This is a genomic window from Bombella pollinis (assembly GCF_026385485.1).
GTDB classification, from domain to species: Bacteria; Pseudomonadota; Alphaproteobacteria; order Acetobacterales; family Acetobacteraceae; genus Bombella; species Bombella pollinis.
In genome coordinates this window covers 1-19,579 of the sequence record NZ_JANIDX010000001.1, presented here as the reverse complement: position 1 = coordinate 19,579, position 19,579 = coordinate 1, and the positions used below count along the sequence as shown (strand labels likewise).

Below are 19,579 nucleotides of genomic sequence, written 5' to 3'. Positions count from 1 at the left end.
CAGAAGCTGTGCAGCGCAGCGTATTAGTGGCAAGTGATTTTATGAATCGTTCTCCCCTCCCGCTTGTTATAGCTCGGTTATGGGCGTTATGTGGGCTTATTCTTGTGCTGGTTGTTCCTGCACAGGCAGCTTCCTCCATTGGAGCAGCGGACGCCGATAAAGCCGTTGCCAATACCGCCTCGCCTTTAGTTATTGGTACACCTGAAGGAGATTTTGGGTGGAATAATGTTGCAAGTGCTTTGCGGCTCCAGCTAGAGCAAGACCAAGCAACATTGCGGAGCATTGGGGAGGAGTTGTCTCGTGCAAAAACCCCTCTTAGTGGGAATGCTCTGGATGCTTATAGCGCGCAAGTTAAGGTTGTGCGGCAACATGTTACGGATGGCTTAGCCCAGATTCAATTTTATGAGGGTTCTATCACATCTTTGTTGCAGGTGCTCGGCACCAAGGCTGAAGATGGTGAGGATGCAACGATTACGCGTCAGCGCGGGGCAGCACGGAAGACATCATTAGGCATTGCGTCTTTGCAAGTGCGGATGCGAGTGTGTGATTTGCAGACGCGCCAGTTGGAAGGCCAGCTAGATGGTTTGCGCCGCCGTGTGCAGCAAGGTGCGCTCGTTCGTCATGTGGAAACACCATTAAGTCTAGGTTTTTGGCAAACAATCGGGGCCGAGGGGTACGCCGCCTTTAAAGGTCTTACGCGGGATGAGTTAAATATCGTCCTTGGGGCTTTAGGGGTTATAGGGCTTGTTTCTGTTTTTGCAGAGGCTGTGCGCTGGTTAACAGGTAAAATGCTGAATACCACATTGGCCCGGATGCGGTGGGTTGCTGCTATTCGCACGCAACGCGCCGTAGGGAGTGTGGTGCTCGGTATTTTATGCGCCTTTTTGGCGGAGCTTCTTTGGCAAGGGTGGGGGTTCATTGCGTTTAGTGAGGATGGGATGCCTCTTTTATCGGGGCAGTATTTAACACGATCTTTACCGGTGTTTGGGTTTGTGATGGGAGCTGGCGTTTCGTTAAAACGCTCACTCCGCGGGAAGATTTGCCCTCTTTGCAGCTTATTATTAGGCACAGGGGTTCTCTTTTGTGGGGCGTTACGAACAGCCGAGCTGAATAAAAGCCTTGGGCCGGGGTTGGATGCCATATTGGGCGGCGTTTTGGCTCTTTCATCAGCGATTTTTCTTTATGTGCCTTGCCGTGTGGAGAAAAATCGTCAGCAACATGCCGGTGAGGATATAAGTGAGCTAGGTGGGGGAATGGCTCAGGATATTGGTGCAATGTTAATCCAATATTTGCCGCTTCATGGTGTTTCAGCATTGTTACTATTAGTAACGGGCCTAGCTGTATTAAGTGGTTATATTCCTTTTGCCTTTTTGTTGAATGACTGGGTGCTGACCCTGCTTTATGCTGCTGGTATTGTTATGTTGCTCATGCAGGCATGGCGGGATTGTGCGCAATTTGTGTTTTCGGCTCAAAGTCATTTAGGGCGTATTTGGAATGAGCTTGGCCTAAGCGCACGCCGTCTTGCACAGGTGGAGGTTATCAGCACGGCCCTTGTTGGTCTGGGGTTGGTGATGGTTTTTGTAGCCTTATTGCAGGGGAGAAATGGGGCCTCTTTTGGTGGTGCATGGGACGGTTTGCAACAGATTTTTGCGGGAGACATCTTTTTTGGGATTTCTTTTTCACCACGGATGTTGGTAAATGCCGCCCTGCTGATAATAGGCGTATTTTATGGCATTAAGTTTCTCCAACAATGGTTAAATAATCGCCTGTTTCCCGTAACGTCATTAGATAATGGTGCGCGGACATCTATTCTAAGCATCATGACATATACATTATGGATTGTGGCAGGGTTGAAGTTGTTATCCATGATGGGGATTTCTGTTCAGAATCTAACATGGGTGGTGAGTGCGTTATCGGTCGGTGTGGGTTTTGGCCTACAATCCATCGTGAAGGACTTTATCTCTGGGTTGATTTTGCTAGCTGAGCGGCCTGCACAAGCGGGCGATAAAATTAGCATTAGTGGGACTACAGGTGTTATTCAGCGTGTGAACGTTCGGGCAACGGATATCCGCCTGAGCGATGGGACCACAGTGATTATGCCGAACTCTCAATTTATTACCTCCAACGTGCAAAATTGGAGTGCTGGGCAAAACCCTGTGAAGGTGAAGCTCGTTGTTGCTGTGCCGTCTAATGTTAGTCTGGATAAAATACAGGAGATTTTCATGCAGGTGGCTAATGAGCAACCGAACATTCTGCGTGACCCTGCCCCGCAAACGTTGCTTGATCCTAGTGCAGGGGAGACAATCGGAGCTACACTGTCTGTTTATATAGCTCGCGGTACGAGTAGTGACGCGGTAACGACAGCGGTGATGGGGGCTTTGATGAACCGCTTTAACAGTGAGGGTATTTCTCTTATTCTGCCTTCGTAAAAGCTTATAAAAGCCGGAGCCTTATAAAAGGGCTCCGGCTTTATAGAGCCGTTCTAGGCTTATTTGCCGTCAACAGAGCGTGCAATTTCGGAAACGAGCTTTGTTAGGTAAGCCCGGTCGATTTGTGTGTTAGGTCCCTCAATCCGTACAACATCTTGTACAAGAGCAAAGATGAGGTCTTCGCGTGTCATGTTACGAACGGGGTTTACATCGTTTTGTGCCATAACGGTTTGTTCCTTCCATATAAACTGGCGATGATAGCAACCACACAGCACTGTTGGCTGCCCTGGGAACATTTAGCAGGTTTTATAACGCTAGGTCACGCTTTGTTAAGAAGAAAAGTAAAGCTCTGGTAAAGAAATAGTGGGATGGTATAATGGAGCACACGGTTAAGGACAGGGTATGATAACGCGGTTAAAGTCTTTTTTTACGCAGCCAGAGGCCAACTTCCAAGGTCAGCAAGCAGAGGGGCAGCTGAAGCCCGTTTTGACGGCCCTTACGGTGGGGACGTTGCTGTTGGCGGCTTTATGGGTGCTCAAGCCTTTCTTACTGCCTATATTAGGGGCCATTACTATCTCGGTGACGTTCTGGCCTTTTGTGCTAAAATTGCACAAGCTGTTATTTGGTAGTCGTGTTGCCGCTGTATTTTGCACAGCCTTAGCCGCCTTGATTGTCTTTTTTATGCCCGTTGCGCTAATCGCTCTCATTTTTGCGCAACATGTTAAGGATGTTTCGCACTTAATTTCTATATTACCGTCATGGCAGTTACCAGCGGTTCCCGCGTGGGTGGGCCATATCCCGCATCTGGGAAGTCATATTGTACCTCTGTGGGACCATCTGCGTGAAAATAGTCTGCCAAGTTTGCTGAAGCAGATTATCCCTCCTCCTGAGACGCTGATAAGCATGGTCCTTTCTTCGGCGGGAAGTTTTGGGTCTCTTTTGGTGGAGTTTGGCCTGACATTGATCGCTATGGTGATTATCCTCCTCCATGCAGAAAAGTTGATTGATGTGCTAGAGCGTATCAGCGTGCGCTTGGCAGGAGAGGCGGGTCGTCATTTTCTAAAACGTGCAGAAATCACAATGCGTGGTGTTGCGTTAGGGGTAACCTTAACCGCCATTGTGGAATCTCTTTTTGGTTGGCTTGGCCTTATGCTGGCTGGTATGCCGATGGGTAGCGTTATTGCGGCGGTGATGTTTATATCATGCGTCTTACAATTTGGTGGTGCGTGGGTATTATTTGCTAGTACGATTTGGCTTTATTTTACAGCTCCTTTGTCTCACGCGCTGATTTTATTGGTCTTTGCGTTGATTGCCGTAGCGAATGACAATTTTTTACAAGCTTTGGTCATTCGTCGTTATGTGAGGATTTCGGTCATCACTATTATGTTTGGGGCCTTTGGTGGTATTGCTACATTAGGCTTTGCTGGTGTCTTTGTTGGTCCGACCCTGCTTTATCTTGTTGAATTTATGCTTCAGGAGTGGGTGGGTCTTTCACCGAAAGATGAGGCAGAAAAGACATCCTCTTTGTAAGGATAAAGCCTGCACTCGCCCAGAGGCTTATGGTCGCTAGGGCGAGGGCTAGCGTTAGACTGCATGTTGCTGTGTTTTGCATGGCCGTGTGGCGTAGCGTTACGATGGTAAGGGCTGTGGTCAGGAAGCTAGCTGATAAGATGAGTATAAGAACGCGGTAGATATAGCGTGGGAAAGTAGCACAACTTAGAATACTTAGAGCAAAACAAGTATAATAAAATAGTGTGATATGCTGATAAAGCCGCATCATAGATGTTTGGGCTATAGAGGGTAAGCTGGCCATTTTTGTAATATTCCCAAGGGGGATGAGGTGAGTGGTCAGGGGGCTAAGGGCGATAACCCCACATAAGCCAAGTAAACACCCCATGAGGCTTCCCTCTGTTATGCGGTCAAGCCATAATGTCGTTGATGATTCAAGTCGGCTGCTTTTTTTCTTTATGGTTTTGCGATGTGTATTAAGCCATAGCTGATTGGCCGTATGGAAGAACCCCACACCGCAGAGAGCTAATATAATATAGAGCCATCGAACAAACTCGCCCCCGAAACTTCCAAAATGTAAAGCAAGGCACCATGTGAGCAAACGTCGTGCAAGGCTTTGGTGGGAGGATAAGTTCGTCTCCTCCAAAACGCTCCCCGTATAAGGGTTCAGTGTGATGGAGGCACGATCCCGACCAATCATTGGGTTGTAAGTATCTATACCCTGTACAAATAAGAAAGGATAAGTTTGTAGAGGCTTAGATGAGAGAGGGTTAGGGCTATAGAGCGGGGCATGGAGCATGACACGTGCAGCTAATGTATCGGCGGTGATAGGGGAGAGAATATAGTCTAAGCGGTAAGGTTGAAAATGAGGGGCAAGAGTATGGAGCTGCGTTAGAACGCTCTCCGGTGAGATGAGGGAGTGGGTATTTTGTTTTGATTCCGAAACGATATGAGTGTCAGAGATACTGCAAAAGAGTGGGAAGAAGGCAAAGAGGGCCGTTGTCAAAGCGATGATAAGGTGAAATGGCATGGAGCAAAGGCCGAGTAAGCTATGTAAGTCCAGCCAACGCCGTCTTGCGCGCCCGTGTAAGCGTACGGTCATAAGGTTACGCCACATGCCGGGTAGTAGTAAAATGACGCCTGATAGCAGTGCCAGCCCATAAAAGAGGCATATAATCCCTATAATGGGCATCGCCCAAGGCTCTGGTAGCGGGAGCCCCATGCGGCGATGTAACCCACCAATAAAGCTAGGGGCTGGTGTAGGGGCAAGATAATAAAGGGAGGAAGTGTGAGGGGAGATTTGATGTATAAGAATCTGAGCAGCTGGTAAAGCTAAGGGGAGTTCTGGTGCAAGGGGGAGGCTTAGCTGCGCTGTGGTAGGGCTGGTTAATGTGATGCGATATTGTAAGGGGGTGTGCACCCCTAATGTATCTAATGTCGTCTTATCAAGAGGTAAGAGAGATGTTTCAAGAGGTGAGGGAGGAGGTAGGCGGGCTATGCTCCATTGCTGTAATGGGGCTGCAAATAATGTAAGAGCTCCAGCAAGGAACCCCATTGCTAAGAGGCTGCCTGTGGTAATGCCAATCCATCTATGGAGTGTTTGATAACGGCGCGCGATACGATGGATATTACGCCCTACCCCAGTGCCAATGAGGGCTGTAAGGCCCATAAGGGCGATAAAGCAGCTGCTGAGGAGAAATAGGGAGCTACCAGTGACACCATAATGATGAGGGATGTTCAACCATGTTGCTATAGGGATGCTCCCTCCTATGATGAAGGTGCAACATGCTATCCCGATGGTGATACGCCGCCATAAAGGAGTGTTAGGCGTCGTCATGAGGAGAGCGATGAGCGATAGGTGTCAAGAATAGCCCAGCAAATGGGGAGTAGGCATAAGAGGGCCATAGTCAGGCCACCGAGGCAGAAGAATGCACCAATCGGGCCGAAAATATAGGCCCAAAGGTTCCATGCAAGCAGGGCCGTTACGCCCAGCAAACCCTTGGCTAACGTGGGGTTGAGGTAAGATATTTGAGGCGTCTGACCGGGGAGTTGAAGCCATAATAGAATAGCGGAGAAACTGCCGAGACCTAAGCCACCTGCAAAGAGGCTGAAAGTCGTATCAATGAATGGCACTCTCTTTCTCCCCGTATTATGTTTTTGTTATGCAAGACCATGGTTATCTGTGAGGGGATTTTATGGGGAATCAGTGCAAGGCGTCAAACCTGTATTATTAATGCAGGATATAAATTGTTCTGATAATCATATCCTTCTTGTGAGGGTGCGAAGGGATTTATCAAGTTTCTATGAGAGGTCATAAGATATGTTCTACCCTCATAGGTAAAAGCAGCATAAACTGAGACAGTTTTAGAGGGGAGTGGAGGGCATAATGGATATTCGTCACGCCATAGAGGATGATCTTCCCATTATTACGGAGATTTATAATCACGCTGTGAGGACAACGACAGCGATATGGAACGATCGCGTTGTGGATGTAGCGAATAGGGCAGCATGGTTAAAGGCTCATGATGAAGCGGATTTGCCAGTCTTGGTGAGTGTGGATGATGATGGCGTGGTGAATGGTTATGCCACTTTTGGGCCGTGGCGTGCGTGGGATGGCTATAAATATACGGTAGAACATTCCGTCTATGTGCATAAAGCTGCACAACGTAAGGGGGTCGGGAAGGCTCTTATGCACGCTTTGATGGGGGCTGCGCGTGAGCGAGGGTATCACGTTATGATTGCGGGTATTGAATCGGGGAATGTAGGGTCATTACGCCTACATGAGCAATTAGGCTTCCAAAAAGTGGGGGAGTGCCCTCAAGTAGGGTGTAAGTTCGGGCGGTGGTTGGATTTGACCTTCATGCAAGTCACATTTGAGGGATGTCCTTTGCCAAAATGAACTTGCTATAATAGCAGTTTTTTGTTCTTGTATCAGAATGAAAATATGAGGAGAAACACCATGTTGGGTTGTAAGAGGGATGGGGTAATGTGGAGCCGTGCATGGTCCATGATGGCTTTATTAGTTGGGGGTATGGCTCTTGCAACGCCTGCATGGGCTGAAGATTTGGACCGTGTTTATGAGGTGCAAGCGCAGCTGGCTCCAACAACTTTGGTGGTGGGGAAGGACCAAGCCCCTACCGATGTGCTAAAAACGAATCTAGGGCCGAATATCCGCCGTGGGCAAGTCCAGAAGACGGTTGAAATTGGGCATAATGCTTACCGCTTGGGACAATATCGGATGCAAGTTCGTTTACGTCCCGGCCCGCATGGTGGGTATGATAATGGTACGATGAGTTATACTGTCTCGGCGTCATTAAACCGTGTAGCGAATAATCATACGGTCTCTATTTTTACACGCGTAAAAGGGGTGGTGAAACTGCAAGACGGTCAGGCCGTAACACCCCTCCCAGCGAACCGTTATTTTACGGGAACGATGCAGATTCATGCCATTGCAGCAGGGTTCTGAAGACAAAGGAAGGTGTGGCTAGATGAGGATGTGGCTAAAAGGGCGATCGGGCTTTTTGGAAGGGCTGGTAGTTGGGGCGATAAGTTTTTTTTATATGGGGAGTATCGCGGTGGCGGGCGCACTTTCATTCCCGGAATCGGGTGTGAAGGCTCCGTATAGTCCTTTGGCCATTCCAACTTATTTTCAGCCTATTGATGTATCGTTAGAGGCTTTGTTGGATCAGCATTACACGATTATATCCGCCCATGAAGCAGGTGGAGAGGAGATAGTGGTTTTAGCGCGAAAAGAAGGCCCTATGGAGGCGCGTCTTCATGCTATATGTGCGTTGACGATGCCGAATGTTGAGACGGATCAAACCGTGGTAACATCGCGTTGTTGGGCATTAAATCATCCTCGTAAGGGGGAATAATCTTATGCGTGTTAGTACCGAATTATGGTATGGGCAGCATAATATGTTTGCGGGAGGGGTGTTATGACGGATTCAGTATATAGTTTGCTCGGTTATGAGGATGAGGTCCGCCAACTTGGTAAAAAGATTGGCCGTCTCTCCAAACATGAGCTTTTTTCACAGGATTTGACGCCTTTTCCGAAGGGGAACCCTAAAGTAACCCCACGGCACGAGGCATTTTATTGTGAGATTGAGGCATCGCATCAATTTTATAAACAGATGGTTAGTTCCATGGAAAGGGAGTTCCATGAGCTATGTGACCGTTTCTCATCGGAGCGTTATTATTCTGTAGATGCTGATTTTAACCGTTTGATGGTGCAGTTTAATGGTAATTCTGCCAATGATACGTTGGCATCTATGCGGTTTATGAATCGGTTTCTTCTATGTGTGAAGAAGAATATGCCTTTTGGTGAAGATGATGCCCATGTTCTTTTTGCAAATTATGACCGCTTGATTACGCGTTGAGATATAGAGACCTAAACGTAGCATGAAGGCAGCAGCGTGACGTTTGATCTGTACACTATATTATATATCATCGCGATAATTGCCGAAGCTATGACCGCTGCCCTTTTGGCTGGAAAATTAGAGATGGACCTTGTGGGCGTTTTTCTTTTGGGCTGGGTAACGGCCTTAGGGGGTGGGTCTATTCGGGATGTATTGCTAAATCATTATCCATTGTCATGGGTGCGGCATCCAAGTTATTCTTTAATAACAGGTTTTGCAGCTTTAGCGACTATTGTTGTTGCACGACATATGCATAAATTGCGTAAGTTATTTTTATTTCTCGATGCGATTGGATTGGTTGTTTTTACAGTAATTGGGTGCCAGATAGCAATAGTAGGGCATTTGTCGCTTATATGTGTAGTTATATCTGGTATGATTACGGGATGTATGGGGGGTGTTTTGCGGGATATATTATGTAACGATGTCCCGCTTTTGTTTCGTTCTGAATTATATGGGACGGTGTCGGTAAGTACGGCTATTGTCTTTTTGTTATGCTCTCATTATATAGATAATAAAAATATTGAACTTATTATAGCTATGATATTTGGTATTACATTTCGGTTATTATCTATTCGATATAATTGGACATTACCTCGCTTTACATATCGGTCTTAGAGGAGATTGCGCCTAGGTGTGGTTATGGGGGGCGCATAAGATAATAGTAGCACCGCTTAGACAGAGGCTTGCACCGGCGATATCCCATATGTCGGGTATTGTATGCTCTATGAGCCAGCTCCAAACTAGGCTTATAACAATATAGATTCCGCCATAAAGTGCGTAAGCACGTCCAGCATGGTCGGAAGGGCTCAATGTTAGTAGAAAAGCAAAGAGACTCAAGGAGAGGCTGCCGGGAATGAGCCATAGGGGGTTTTTATGAAGTTTAATCCATGCCCAAAATGAAAAACATCCAGCGATTTCAGCACAGGCTGTGAGGCTATAGAGCAATATAGAGCTGAACAGGAGAGGCATAAAAGAGACATAACCAATAGGATGAGGAGGTTTATTATGTAGATACCTTCTTTGTAAAAAGATTGCTATCATGGACGTGGAAGCCCGCACTGGACGCTACGGTGTTTGCCCAGTGCGGAGGTGGGAGCTATTTAGCGGGGGACGTTGTTGGAGCTAGGCACTGTTGTGGGGTTGGAGACGGTGGACGCCGTGGCTTCTGGGAGTTTTTTCAGGCCGGCTAGCACTAGGGCCGTGCCGGTGAGGATAGCGGTTGTGCCTGCGATGACCTTACCGAGGTCGAATTTGACCTTACTTTCTACAGTCGGGAGCAAGCCGTCTGCGACGGAGGAGATTCCCGCTGTGACTTTATCCACATTCGCGGAGCTTTTGCCTGTTGCTGCGGTGAACACGCTCTCACCAGCGGCGATAAGGGCGGAGAGGGAGGGGGTTGTGTCGGCCATGATAGGCTCCTGTTCAATTTTAGTGAGAGATGGTTGGTGAGGGTTCAGTCAATGCGGCAGGGAATCCCGTGCATTGCCGCTCTTGGCCCGATTGTTGGGTAGGTGGTTAGCCGCCCAGCCTATGTTGAAGGCAAGGATGTTCATCAGCCGGTAGGGGACCGTCCAACGCGACCCCGCAGCGGGTGGGCGGATGATGGTAGAAAGTGCGGCGCATGCGATGATGAGCAACGCCGCATAGCCCTGCACGCTATTGGGCAGAGCAGAGAGGATGGATGAGAAATCCACACAATCCTCCAATGATGAAAAGGCCGCCCCTATATGGAGCGGCCCTTTTTATGGTCAGGATGGGTTAAGGTCAGCTGGGGCCTCTGGTAAGGCTGTGCTGGTCGTATCCTTACCCTTGGCGATGGCCGTTAGAGCGCGGATGTAAGCGACACAATCATCAGGTGTATCCTCATTGAAGATGCCGTAATTATTGTAAATCTGCATCCGTGCGACGCTTAGTACGGATAAAGCTTGCTGCTTGAGTGCATTAGCAACGGCGGCTTTATCGACAATCCATTGTTGCGTGCTGTCATCCCAATGGCCGTAAAGGGCTGGTGGAGCGACTGTGACAACATCCGCTGGCAGCGGCCCCGGCTTGGAGATTTGGAAGGCATTCGCATCGGCCTTGCGCCATACGGTCTGGCCGATATGGCTCTCCAGCACATTCCATTTCTTATTGACGTTATCGAACACAGCGACTTGGCCGTCATTCGCTGTAGGGGGAGCAAAGCGTGTGCTGCCAGCGGGCTCGGTGGAGTAGATTTGCACCCAGCCTTCCCATGAGCCTTTATAGACGCCGGTATAAGGGTCGAAGGCATAGAGTGTAATATAGCCGCTATTTACGGTGAAGCCGTCATCACCGAAGCTAGCGCGTGGTTGGGGCTTGTTGGTATCGTCTGTCATTTAACGGGTAATCCTGCATAGATGATGGGTAAGTAATTGCGGTTTTTAGGCCGTGTCACAGCCACCTGCGCCCATGCGTTATCTGGGGCGGGGGTGTGAATATCGAAGAAGCTGCTTTGGAAAGGGTTAGAGACACCCGGTTTGCTGGGGTAATGGCCAGCGGCTGGTTGCTCTAACCCGGCTGCTTGGAAGTCGCCGGAGAAGAATACCGGGATGCCCACCCGGCCCCCAATGGTGGAGGTGCCAGCGGCGGCGGAGCCTTCCTGATAAGAGGCAAAGCCGCGCGTTGGGCCGTCTGGGTCGTTATAACCGCTAGGGTCGTACCCGCGGATGAAGAGCCCGCAATCATTGGGGAGGAAGCCGCTTGGGTAGATTTTAGCAAGCTCGGGATAGACATCCATCGGAAAGGATGAGCCATCACGCACGCGCCAGTTCTCCGGCGGGCTTGTGCCAGCAAAATAGGCGATAACCCCCGCAGCAAGACCACCAGTGGAGGGCGCAGGAGGTGTAGCAAGTTTCTGCTCCACGCTGCTCATGCGCTGGGTCAGGGCGGTATCTGCCTGCTCCCGCGCGGTGGTCTCGGTTGTGAGGTCGGTTTGCTTTGCGTAGCCTGAAAGGTCCGGGGGAGCCGGGATAGTGGCACTCACCTGATTGATGCGTTGCTCAAGAGCAGCATCAGCGGCATGGCGTGCGGTTGCCTCGGTGGTTAAGTCGGCTTGTTTAGCTAATCCCTCAATGGAGGGAAGCTGAATCCCCTCAATCGCCTGCGTTATATGTTGGGCGAGCTGTTGGGATGTAACAAGGCCGGATCTATCGGGGAGGTCGCTCTTTTTGGCGTAAGCGGAGAGGTCTGGAGCTGTTATGTTGCCCCCGCCCAGAGAACTAGCGGGGAACAGCCCGACCACGCTGCCTTGGAGGCCAAGCACGCGGTCCCCGGCCTGAGGTGCGCTCAAGGTTGGCAGGTCCGGCACGCGGACGCGCCCGCCTTCATTGCTGACGGTCATGCTCGTCATAGGGTGAGAATCCTTCCATCAGGGAGGGTGAGGTTATCGGGCTGGATGGCCGCATGGTCAGGCGGAGGAAGGCTGGCCTGCACAGCATCGACCGACCCGGCATCATCCAACACGGTGATGCGTAAGGTGCGGACATAACGGCGGCCTGTGCTGGTCTCGAGCGTCATGGTGATGCTCTGTGTGCCGGGGGTTCCCCCTTGCAGCCCGATGGTGGCGAGTGTGCTTGAGAGGGCGGACCATAGCAGCGTCAGACCCGTATTTTGTGGCACATCCACCGTAAGGCGGATGACAGTCTCGCCCGGATCGCAGCAGAACGGGCTAAGATAGAGGCTGTAATCCAACGCATCGCCCCGGTTCTTGCTGGGGAAAGTTTGGATGGTGGCTTCGTTAGAAGGGTAAAGGGAGCGCGCCGAACATGGCATCATGTCATAACGTCCTTCTGCATGTCTGACGCCACTTGAAGCACCAAGCCACCATAGGGGTTCTGGCCGTTTTCGAAGCGGATAATGGCGTTCATGAGGCCAGAGAGTAAGCGGGGCGTGGGTTGTCCGAGCGTCTCATCAGGCTCCACGCCGAGGCTGTGAGACACGCCCTCAATGTAAGATGAGGTGTCATTCTCGGTCGGGGGGGCCCACTTGCTGATGATGCCCGTTACGGTGTCGATATGGTCGCGTAGGATGTAGCGGGCAAGCTGGTCACGCAGGGCCTCAAGCCCCGCCTCTGGCGTGGGGAAGCGTGCAAAGCGTGCGTTAGGCCCCGGCTCTAGCACCGCGCCGGGTTGGTGGGCAAAGTTGAGATTGCCGGGGTTGTTATTGCGGATGCCGCGGGGGCGGCTGTCGGTCTGGCCCATGCTTTACCCTCCGAAAAGATGAGGGTTGAGCGTATGAATAAGCTGATACAGCCCCACTGCTACGCCACCGCCAAAGGCCGCGCTGCCTGTGATGGCGGCGGTAATGAGGCGGGAGCGTGTGGAGATAGTGGCGGCAATCTGGTTGCTTAATGCCTCAATCCCTGCGCGTTGTTCACGGGCGAGATTGTCGATTTTGTCGCTAAGCTTTGTGATGTCGTCATCATGGCGTGCCTGTACGGCCTCTAACGCTGCCACGCGCTCATTAAGCGGCGCATAGGGCGGGGCCGTGGGGAGTTGGTCGGTCATTTTATCCTCATGCTATAAAAAAACCGCCCTTGAAGGGGCGGTCTGTATCGTCTGGCAGGGTGGTGTGTTTATGGAGGGCAAGCCGCGCGTAGCTCTTTGCGCTCATTTGCGTAATCGGTGAGAAAGAGCGGCACTTCTGCGAGGTCGGGATGAGTGCGTAGCTCGCGCGCTAGAGCGGCTTGTTCTTGGGGTGTGTAGGCCACAAGGGGCGGGCAAAGCGGGCGCAATGTGGGTTGGGCTGCGCATCCGCCTAACAGAGCGCACAATACCGCTGCGATGAGGGCTGCTACTGCCAGAGCGGGGGCATAATCACGCTTGGGCATTAGAAGGCTCCTTTATCCAGCGTATCGAGTAGCTGATTATCGGTGCGGATGCCATTGGTGCGGGCATTGAGCATGGCGTGTGCGGCCTGCGTGGCCGCATTGGCGTTGGCCGTGGTGCGCTGGCTTGTATCCACGCGCGCGCTATTACGCCCCGCCCGGTTAGCGTACCAAATCAACCCGCCCAAAAAGCCCAGCACCGCCAGCAGGAAGCTACAGGCAGCGTAGAGATTCATGGGGGTTCCTTGTTATGCTGTTGGTTCGCTAGGGGCTGTGGGGAGGGTTTTGCTGGTGGTGTCGGTGCCGTTCACAATAGCCATTAAGGCTTTTATGTAGGCGACCCAGTTATCAGGCGTAGGCTCACCAATGATGCCGTAATTGTTATAAACAATCTGGCGTGCGGCTTGCAGAGCGGAGGTCGCTTGGGCTTTGAGTGATGGGGGAGGTGGAGTGTAAGGAACGATTGTGCCATCTTTTACCGCCTGCCCGCACGGCAATCGGTTCTTCCACTGTTCTGGTGTGAGAGGGAGCAGCTCTGAGGCTGGTGGGAATCCGTCTAGGGAGTTGTAAAATCCCATGTCAAACCAGCCCGTAACAGGGGTCGGCTGGCTGGCTGAGTGGTCGTAGCTGGCGTAATAACGCGCCGGATAAAGATTCTGATAATTGCTCATTGCATTACTCCTATTGCGATAACCTGCACTGTCCACTGCCCGCCAGAGGTATTAACCTCCCCGCCTTTGACGTAGGCGGGTTGAAAATAAAATCCAGTATTATTGATATGTGGGGTAGAGGTGTTGAGATAAACGCCTATCGGAGCGAAGCGGGAGACGTAACCCCCACCCGTTTCGCGGGTAATTGCGATTGAAATTACAGGGACAGTGCCCGGTGTGAAGGAGGCCGGGAACGAAACCCACGCCTCGCGATCATCGCCCCATGCCGTTTGCCCCGTGGCTGTGAACGCCTGAATCACCACACGGCCCGTTAAGTTCGGCCCAATCACCTCTGGCAAAACCCCGCCGCCTGCGCGGTTAATCGGCCCGGTGATGGTGCCGCCAGCAAGCGGTAGCAACCCCGCCTCTGCTGCCTGCGCCCGTTGTGTTTCCTGTTGAAGGGCGGCGGCTGTGGCGTAATTTCCTAGCGGGTCTAGCCAGCCATTCATGCTCTGGCTGGGGTCGTTGGTGTTATTGTCTGCCGTGCAGATGAGAAAACGCCCTGCGATGGTAGGGTGTGCGATGGTTGCACCTACAGGATAGCCATTAATAGCGGTGGCATAATCGGCAGAGAAAGGGTGCAGTATCCCTAGTTCTGCTGTGCGGGCCGCGCGTGAGAGCATATTGAGGATGCCATTCATGTCCTCGCCATAAGGCGGTACGCCACCGGCGGCGATGGGGGTCATGGTCGCTTTGGGGAAGCCCAGAGCCATGCTTGCTCGGCCAATGGCGGTTGCTGATTGCGGAATGGTCGCAATGGTGGAGCTATCGGCCTGCTCTGCCCACGGGGTGGCGAAGAGGGGCCGGATATCGGTCTGTTTCATGGAATGTAAACTCGCTGATAAAGGATGTGGACACCGGCGGGGCGGGGGAGGGCACCGCTTTGCTGAATGAGGGTGACATCAAGGGGGGAGAGGTCCCAGTTGTGGCAAATGGTCATCGTACCATTGGCAGACCCCAAGGAGCTGTTGCCGAAAAAGATGCCGTTTTCGAAGGTTTGCGGGCCTTTGGTAGGGCCGCGCGCCTCTGTAAAGCCGAGATAGTCATCGGCGAGAGTACCCTCGGAGAGGTAAATGACCTTATCACCCCCACCGAAAAGCCGCATGAGGATGACATTGCTTTGCGCGATGGAGCCGTTGGAGATATTGGCTGCCGCCTTGGCGAAGATAAGCCGCCGGAAGGCCTCATCAGTGAGGGCGTAATTCTCGGTGATGCTCTTGCCGGTATAAAAGACGCCATCTTCAAAAGGGCGCGCTGAATTGGTGCCGTCATCAGCTTCATCAAAGCCGATGAATTGCGGTTGACTGACCTTCTGGACGCGCTGGGCTCCAACAATGCGGCCCCATACATCTAGCCCCCATCCCGTGGCGGTAAGGGGGTTCCAGACGCGTTGTTGGAAGGTTTCAATGAGGCTCTGTGGGTCTATGGCCGCATTGAAGTAACCAATAATGCCGGTGAGGGCGGGGCTGTTGGCATATTGCGCTAAGATGGTCTCGCGTATGTCGATCATGTCACCACCTGCACGCTGATTGTATCGGCTGTGACGGTGGGGAGCTGGTTAATCGGTAGGGTGAGCCTGTTCTGGCCCGCATTGGCATCCGTGCCGATAGAGAGTGTTAGCACCTCTGCCCAGTCACCTAACCCATCCACAACTGCTGAGAGGCGTGAGGCGTAGAGCGTTTTGCCGATGCGAATGCGTGTTGTCCCCGTTGTGAGATAGCTCATGATGGCTTGCTGAATAAGCTGTGCTGCGTTGTTCGGCACCGTGTCAGACGCCGCAATCTCCATAGTTACATAGACAGCCACCGGGGTGGGGCGGTCATAATGGAAGGAGTAAGACGGCTGGTTCCCCGCATAAACCGGGTTGGTATCCTGAACGGTGACGATATGCGTGCCAACAGTTGCAATGCCGGGGGGCTTTTTATTGAGGATGGCCCGTCCGATATCTGTCGGGTTGCCGCCCTCAACAAGGATATATTGCGCCCCTGCTGGGATGGTCACGCCCTGTTGCGTCATGTCCGTTTGGGAGGGGTTATCCGTCACAAAGGCATCTGTTACGCCCGGGAGTGCAAGCAATGCGCCCATGAGAGAGGCGTTCTGACCGATGCTGTTGGCCGCTACACTCGCTTGACGCCGCGCCTCGAAGTCCGTGCGGTTTTCGGCATCGGCTCCCGTAGCACCGGGGGCGGCGTTAGAGAGGGCTGCAATCCCCAGCCCTGCTTGATAGAGCGTTAAGCTATTGGCGGGGCATGTAATGGCCCCTGCTGTTTGGCATGAAAGCTCTAAATTAGCAGTGTTGGTGTTGGGGAGGGTAATATCCTGCGGGGCGGCATAGAGCGTATTATCCACTGAGCTTTGGGCTACAATCGTGCCCGCTTTGATGACCTGACCGGGAGCGTTCACCGTGGCTTGCACGGTAACAGTGGTCGCGGTGGCGGGGCGGCGTTCCATAAAATAAATGCGCCCGATAGCATCTTGCATTCGCCCGGAGGCTGAGGCGGGGTCCACGCCATTAAAGACGGCGAGCATGGCCGATAGAAAATCGCCAAGAATAGCGGTTTCTGAAATGGCAATTTGCCCTTGAGGGGTGGAGAGGGCCGTATTAGCCCCGCCACCGAGGGCGGTGTTCATGTCCGCTAGCACGCCGGTGAGGATGTCTTGCTCAGAAGGAGCGGTGAAGCCTGCATCGGTGAGGGTGGGAGCAGGGACGTTCGTTATGAAGTCAGAATTGGGCATAATCCGTGCTTCCATCAGTGAAGGTTACGAGGATAACGCCGCGTAATTGGCGTTCTTTTGTGGGATTGGCGAGGTGGCAGGTCGCAGCGGCAACGCCGGGGACGGAGAGCGCGGCATCCTCGACCTCGGAGGCGTAGAAGGAGATGTCCACCTCTGAATTGAGGATGTCTGTATCGTAGGGGATGCCTTGCCCGGTGTCGTACAGCACCTCCCCCAGCCATGTGCGGGCGGCAGAGCAGACATCTTGCAAAATGGCAGTTTTATCAGACAGCACAACGAGATTGCCGGTGCTATCAAGCGATAAGTCCCAATCAGAGGTAAGGGAGAGGGTTTTCATGGGGCGTCCTGTGAGGTAGCAGGTGAGGAAAGGTGAAGGAGGGCTTATGATGCGTTTATTGGTGGTCGTGATGGCGGGGTTGGCGTTGTTTGGCGTGGCGCGAGCAGAGGAGCGTTTTGTCCGTGGGAGTGATGGAACCTTTATGGTGGACCCTCAGCGGGCTTATGAGTTTCTACATGCTGCGTATTCGGAAAAAAGGATTGCTGATAACGCGTATGATGTTCTCATCAATAAAAGGCGTGGGCCTTGCTATGATGCTGTTATTCATATGTTTATCTACTATGATGATGGTGGGGGGAATGTTACAAAATATTGCTACAAACCAGACTTAGAGAGTGATAACGCTGTTACTGGAGAGCATCCGGCTTATGCTCCTGCCTTGCCGGCGGTGCCTCCTCAATAAGGAACTTTGTGTATGACTTATCGTGCGTTTATGTGTGTTGCGGCTCTTATGATGTTTGGAGAGGCGCACGCGGATATGTTGAGCCATCAGCCTGAGCCTACAGAGTCGTTGTCTCAGGCACTGCATGATAATGCTGTTGCTGCTCATCATCGTGGGCATAGTGAGCAGGGCTTGCAGTTTGATGAGCAAAATCTGCGCCGTTTGGGGTTGTCGGAAAGGACGGCAAAGGATGGCCTATGGGCTGTGGTTCATCGTCCGCGTTCGCAATGTGCGCAATATGTTCGTCAGCTTGCAGCGGATGCGAAAGGGGCCTCTGAGGCGTTTGTCCAAAGTGACCAACGTGTGGTGGTTTATCTAGAGAACTCCGGTATTTGTGAGCGGGAAAATCTACGGTAAGTTTTTCCTTTTCGTGGGAAGGGTTGGGCTTACTGCAAAGCAGTCTTGCAGGATTATGGTAGGTTGCGGCTTGATCTCCTTTTGGGAAGGGGCCAGCTGAGGGGGCACCTTGATATACAGTAAGGAGATAGGAATATGGCTGATAAGTCAGATAGCAAGAATGTACCGCTCAAACCTACCCATGAAGTGATTAAGGAATTGCATCCCGAGGAGCGGCCAGCTGCGCGGGAGCGGCATTATGAGGTGATTGATGAGGTCTCTAGCGATGAAGCTGAGGATGTGACGCAGTAAAGAGGAGGGCGGAGATGGTACGAGGGGCCTTAAAGCTAAAACGCTTAGCTGTGAGAATGGGGATGCTAGGGGTAGGGTGTTGCATAGCAGGGGGGATCGCCCATGCGCAGGCCCCTCTTGAGGTGGGGCAAGATGGGCATGTAACGACCAATGGCATAGCGGCTATTGGTGTGTCTGCGCAGGAGGGGCAGCGTCTTGCTCAGGTGGGGAAGTGGCAGATGTTGGAGTTGGAACATACTCTGACGGCTTTGCTGGCTGAGGATGATGTAATGTTGTCCTTTTCTCCACGCCGTGGCGGAGATGTGTTTTTGATGTTCGTGCTGAAAGGTCAAGAGGTTAAGGACCCGGCTTTATCTGTACGTTTTTCGAACGGTCTGGAGGTAAAGAGCTTCCATTATACCGGCATTATTAACCGAGGCACGCAATGGGGCTGTTATGTTAGTGAGGCAGAAGGGAAGGCCCTGTTCGCGGCATTGGCGCAAAGTCATGCTGTGACGATGGTGTGGAGTGGTGGGCAAAAGCAGGTTGAGTTTGCTCAAGGAGCTGAGTTTGTGCAGAATATGCGCGAGACTGCACAGCATGGGCATATGCCTTTCCCTCAATGATAATTATCGGGGGGGACCGGTATCGCCGGAGCCGGGTTGTACCCCGTTATGGGTGTGTTGTGTAAGGGATATGCTGCCGGCTTTTACGTCACCATTTGTTACGATATCGCAATTTGCTGATAATTTTGCAGCATTGATAGTGACCTCGCCTTGGGCCTCGATAGAGACTGTCCCTGGCGTTACGATGCGCCAGCCTTGCTCTGTGGCCTGAATGAATTGATTTGGCCCGTTATTGAGAAAGCCACCCACATAAACGCAATCCTGTAGAGCAAATTGCCGGAATGAGGCAGGTGGGGATGGCTGACGGGTTGTTACGGCATGGGTGTGGTCGCGCCCGGATATGATGATGAAGCCAATATCGCCCGGTTTGGGGTCGATGATGAGGGCCGATGTGCCACCTTGGATGCGTAGGTAGGGCACATTATGGATGATATCATGCGCTAAAGGGCGTGATAGGGCGTCTTGTTGTTGGACCATGGGGCGGACGGTGACTTTGCCGGTGATAGAGGCTGGTTCTGCCGAGACATCCACGACTTGAACCAACATAGAAGGTCCAATTTGGCTAATGTGGCTGGCAATAAGGCTATCTAGCGCGCCTTTAATGTTATTTTTCCCCGTCGTAGGGCGAAGATAAGGGGTGTTGGTGGGGAGAGGCATAGTAGGCTCCATATTCTGGCGATGTGTTAAGGTGACAATATGGTTTATTTGTTGATAGGGTGGTTTTGACTTTGTGATTATTGGGGGTTGTGATGCGGGGATTTGTTGCGGGGATTTTGAGTTTTGCGGCGTTTATTTTGGTGTCTGGTTTGGGTGTTTGTGCTGATGGGATACCGCCTATAGAGGAGGGGTTGAAGATGGTTGCGGCGCAGCAGCAATATGCGTTGCAGCGGATGGGTTTA

30 protein-coding genes are annotated in these 19,579 nt (G+C 51.9%); 11 read left to right on the top strand and 19 right to left on the bottom strand.

The window, feature by feature from the left end; genetic code table 11:
* Positions 1 to 41: 41 nt before the first annotated feature.
* Positions 42 to 2,429 (top strand): mechanosensitive ion channel family protein, encoded by a 2,388-nt coding sequence (locus NQF89_RS00150; protein ID WP_155572715.1) that lies wholly within the window; start codon positions 42 to 44, stop codon positions 2,427 to 2,429.
* A 59-nt stretch (positions 2,430 to 2,488) separates the two neighbouring features.
* Here NQF89_RS00150 and NQF89_RS00145 read toward each other — a convergent pair whose 3' ends face one another.
* Entirely contained in the window at positions 2,489 to 2,653 is a 165-nt protein-coding gene (locus NQF89_RS00145; protein WP_155572716.1) for a hypothetical protein, read from the bottom strand.
* 178 nt (positions 2,654 to 2,831) lie between these two features.
* Between NQF89_RS00145 and NQF89_RS00140 the strand changes: the two genes are divergently transcribed.
* Positions 2,832 to 3,959, top strand: a complete 1,128-nt coding sequence (locus tag NQF89_RS00140) for an AI-2E family transporter (protein WP_266137222.1) — start codon at positions 2,832 to 2,834, stop codon at positions 3,957 to 3,959.
* Here NQF89_RS00140 and NQF89_RS00135 read toward each other — a convergent pair.
* Positions 3,895 to 5,775, bottom strand: a complete 1,881-nt coding sequence (locus tag NQF89_RS00135) for a PepSY-associated TM helix domain-containing protein (protein ID WP_266137221.1) — start codon at positions 5,773 to 5,775, stop codon at positions 3,895 to 3,897. The two genes, NQF89_RS00140 and NQF89_RS00135, sit on opposite strands and share 65 nt — an antisense overlap.
* A complete protein-coding gene (locus NQF89_RS00130) occupies positions 5,772 to 6,071 on the bottom strand; it encodes a hypothetical protein (protein ID WP_155578992.1) in 300 nt (99 codons plus the stop codon). Before NQF89_RS00130 ends, NQF89_RS00135 begins: the two co-directional genes overlap by 4 nt.
* A 253-nt stretch (positions 6,072 to 6,324) precedes the next feature.
* Between NQF89_RS00130 and NQF89_RS00125 the strand changes: the two genes are divergently transcribed.
* The 5 genes from NQF89_RS00125 to NQF89_RS00105 all read left to right on the top strand — a co-directional run bounded on the left by NQF89_RS00125 (position 6,325) and on the right by NQF89_RS00105 (position 8,971).
* Positions 6,325 to 6,837, top strand: a complete 513-nt coding sequence (locus NQF89_RS00125; protein WP_266137220.1) for a GNAT family N-acetyltransferase — start codon at positions 6,325 to 6,327, stop codon at positions 6,835 to 6,837.
* Between the two features lie 60 nt (positions 6,838 to 6,897).
* The gene (locus NQF89_RS00120; RefSeq protein WP_266137219.1) at positions 6,898 to 7,404 is read left to right on the top strand and encodes a hypothetical protein; all 507 of its coding nucleotides are present in this window, start codon (positions 6,898 to 6,900) and stop codon (positions 7,402 to 7,404) included.
* 22 nt (positions 7,405 to 7,426) lie between these two features.
* Positions 7,427 to 7,813, top strand: coding sequence for a hypothetical protein (locus NQF89_RS00115; RefSeq protein ID WP_266137218.1), 387 nt, complete (start codon positions 7,427 to 7,429; stop codon positions 7,811 to 7,813).
* Between the two features lie 63 nt (positions 7,814 to 7,876).
* Entirely contained in the window at positions 7,877 to 8,317 is a 441-nt protein-coding gene (locus NQF89_RS00110) for a hypothetical protein (protein ID WP_266137217.1), read from the top strand.
* 36 nt (positions 8,318 to 8,353) lie between these two features.
* Positions 8,354 to 8,971, top strand: coding sequence for a trimeric intracellular cation channel family protein (locus NQF89_RS00105; protein WP_266137216.1), 618 nt, complete (start codon positions 8,354 to 8,356; stop codon positions 8,969 to 8,971).
* 12 nt (positions 8,972 to 8,983) lie between these two features.
* On the opposite strand, the gene NQF89_RS00100 is transcribed toward NQF89_RS00105, so the two are convergent.
* From NQF89_RS00100 to NQF89_RS00030, 15 genes are all read right to left on the bottom strand, one after another.
* Complete coding sequence (locus tag NQF89_RS00100) at positions 8,984 to 9,325, bottom strand: YnfA family protein (protein ID WP_155572724.1); 342 nt, start codon at positions 9,323 to 9,325, stop codon at positions 8,984 to 8,986.
* Positions 9,326 to 9,456: 131 nt separating this feature from the next.
* Positions 9,457 to 9,765: a hypothetical protein gene (locus tag NQF89_RS00095; protein ID WP_266137215.1), complete on the bottom strand. Its 309-nt coding sequence runs from the start codon at positions 9,763 to 9,765 to the stop codon at positions 9,457 to 9,459.
* A gap of 48 nt (positions 9,766 to 9,813) precedes the next feature.
* Positions 9,814 to 10,050, bottom strand: a complete 237-nt coding sequence (locus NQF89_RS00090) for a hypothetical protein (protein ID WP_266137214.1) — start codon at positions 10,048 to 10,050, stop codon at positions 9,814 to 9,816.
* A 54-nt stretch (positions 10,051 to 10,104) separates the two neighbouring features.
* Positions 10,105 to 10,713, bottom strand: a complete 609-nt coding sequence (locus tag NQF89_RS00085) for a hypothetical protein (RefSeq protein ID WP_266137213.1) — start codon at positions 10,711 to 10,713, stop codon at positions 10,105 to 10,107.
* Positions 10,710 to 11,726 (bottom strand): tail fiber protein, encoded by a 1,017-nt coding sequence (locus tag NQF89_RS00080; protein ID WP_266137212.1) that lies wholly within the window; start codon positions 11,724 to 11,726, stop codon positions 10,710 to 10,712. Before NQF89_RS00080 ends, NQF89_RS00085 begins: the two co-directional genes overlap by 4 nt.
* On the bottom strand, positions 11,723 to 12,151 hold the full coding sequence (locus NQF89_RS00075; protein WP_266137211.1) for a phage fiber-tail adaptor protein: 429 nt from the start codon (positions 12,149 to 12,151) through the stop codon (positions 11,723 to 11,725). Before NQF89_RS00075 ends, NQF89_RS00080 begins: the two co-directional genes overlap by 4 nt.
* On the bottom strand, positions 12,148 to 12,576 hold the full coding sequence (locus NQF89_RS00070; protein ID WP_155578999.1) for a structural protein P5: 429 nt from the start codon (positions 12,574 to 12,576) through the stop codon (positions 12,148 to 12,150). The genes NQF89_RS00075 and NQF89_RS00070 overlap by 4 nt, the downstream gene beginning before the upstream one ends.
* A gap of 3 nt (positions 12,577 to 12,579) precedes the next feature.
* Entirely contained in the window at positions 12,580 to 12,882 is a 303-nt protein-coding gene (locus tag NQF89_RS00065) for a hypothetical protein (protein WP_099027549.1), read from the bottom strand.
* A 68-nt stretch (positions 12,883 to 12,950) separates the two neighbouring features.
* Positions 12,951 to 13,205: a hypothetical protein gene (locus NQF89_RS00060; RefSeq protein ID WP_266137210.1), complete on the bottom strand. Its 255-nt coding sequence runs from the start codon at positions 13,203 to 13,205 to the stop codon at positions 12,951 to 12,953.
* Positions 13,205 to 13,438: a hypothetical protein gene (locus NQF89_RS00055; RefSeq protein ID WP_155572731.1), complete on the bottom strand. Its 234-nt coding sequence runs from the start codon at positions 13,436 to 13,438 to the stop codon at positions 13,205 to 13,207. Before NQF89_RS00055 ends, NQF89_RS00060 begins: the two co-directional genes overlap by 1 nt.
* A 12-nt stretch (positions 13,439 to 13,450) precedes the next feature.
* Positions 13,451 to 13,873, bottom strand: a complete 423-nt coding sequence (locus NQF89_RS00050; protein ID WP_266137209.1) for a hypothetical protein — start codon at positions 13,871 to 13,873, stop codon at positions 13,451 to 13,453.
* Positions 13,870 to 14,736, bottom strand: a complete 867-nt coding sequence (locus NQF89_RS00045; RefSeq protein WP_266137208.1) for a hypothetical protein — start codon at positions 14,734 to 14,736, stop codon at positions 13,870 to 13,872. The genes NQF89_RS00050 and NQF89_RS00045 overlap by 4 nt, the downstream gene beginning before the upstream one ends.
* On the bottom strand, positions 14,733 to 15,422 hold the full coding sequence (locus NQF89_RS00040) for a DUF2612 domain-containing protein (RefSeq protein ID WP_266137207.1): 690 nt from the start codon (positions 15,420 to 15,422) through the stop codon (positions 14,733 to 14,735). The genes NQF89_RS00045 and NQF89_RS00040 overlap by 4 nt, the downstream gene beginning before the upstream one ends.
* Complete coding sequence (locus tag NQF89_RS00035) at positions 15,419 to 16,648, bottom strand: baseplate J/gp47 family protein (RefSeq protein ID WP_155579004.1); 1,230 nt, start codon at positions 16,646 to 16,648, stop codon at positions 15,419 to 15,421. The genes NQF89_RS00040 and NQF89_RS00035 overlap by 4 nt, the downstream gene beginning before the upstream one ends.
* The gene (locus tag NQF89_RS00030) at positions 16,635 to 16,985 is read right to left on the bottom strand and encodes a hypothetical protein (protein ID WP_099027555.1); all 351 of its coding nucleotides are present in this window, start codon (positions 16,983 to 16,985) and stop codon (positions 16,635 to 16,637) included. Before NQF89_RS00030 ends, NQF89_RS00035 begins: the two co-directional genes overlap by 14 nt.
* A 46-nt stretch (positions 16,986 to 17,031) precedes the next feature.
* On the opposite strand from NQF89_RS00030, the gene NQF89_RS00025 reads away from it, so the two are divergent.
* The 4 genes from NQF89_RS00025 (at position 17,032) to NQF89_RS00010 (ending at position 18,680) form a co-directional block, all read left to right on the top strand.
* A complete protein-coding gene (locus NQF89_RS00025; protein ID WP_155579005.1) occupies positions 17,032 to 17,388 on the top strand; it encodes a hypothetical protein in 357 nt (118 codons plus the stop codon).
* A 12-nt stretch (positions 17,389 to 17,400) separates the two neighbouring features.
* Positions 17,401 to 17,784 (top strand): hypothetical protein, encoded by a 384-nt coding sequence (locus tag NQF89_RS00020; protein ID WP_155572737.1) that lies wholly within the window; start codon positions 17,401 to 17,403, stop codon positions 17,782 to 17,784.
* Between the two features lie 135 nt (positions 17,785 to 17,919).
* Complete coding sequence (locus NQF89_RS00015; RefSeq protein ID WP_266137206.1) at positions 17,920 to 18,075, top strand: hypothetical protein; 156 nt, start codon at positions 17,920 to 17,922, stop codon at positions 18,073 to 18,075.
* Positions 18,076 to 18,089: 14 nt separating this feature from the next.
* On the top strand, positions 18,090 to 18,680 hold the full coding sequence (locus tag NQF89_RS00010) for a hypothetical protein (protein ID WP_155572739.1): 591 nt from the start codon (positions 18,090 to 18,092) through the stop codon (positions 18,678 to 18,680).
* Between the two features lie 3 nt (positions 18,681 to 18,683).
* Here NQF89_RS00010 and NQF89_RS00005 read toward each other — a convergent pair whose 3' ends face one another.
* The gene (locus NQF89_RS00005; protein WP_155572740.1) at positions 18,684 to 19,337 is read right to left on the bottom strand and encodes a Gp138 family membrane-puncturing spike protein; all 654 of its coding nucleotides are present in this window, start codon (positions 19,335 to 19,337) and stop codon (positions 18,684 to 18,686) included.
* Between the last annotated feature and the right edge of the window lie 242 nt (positions 19,338 to 19,579).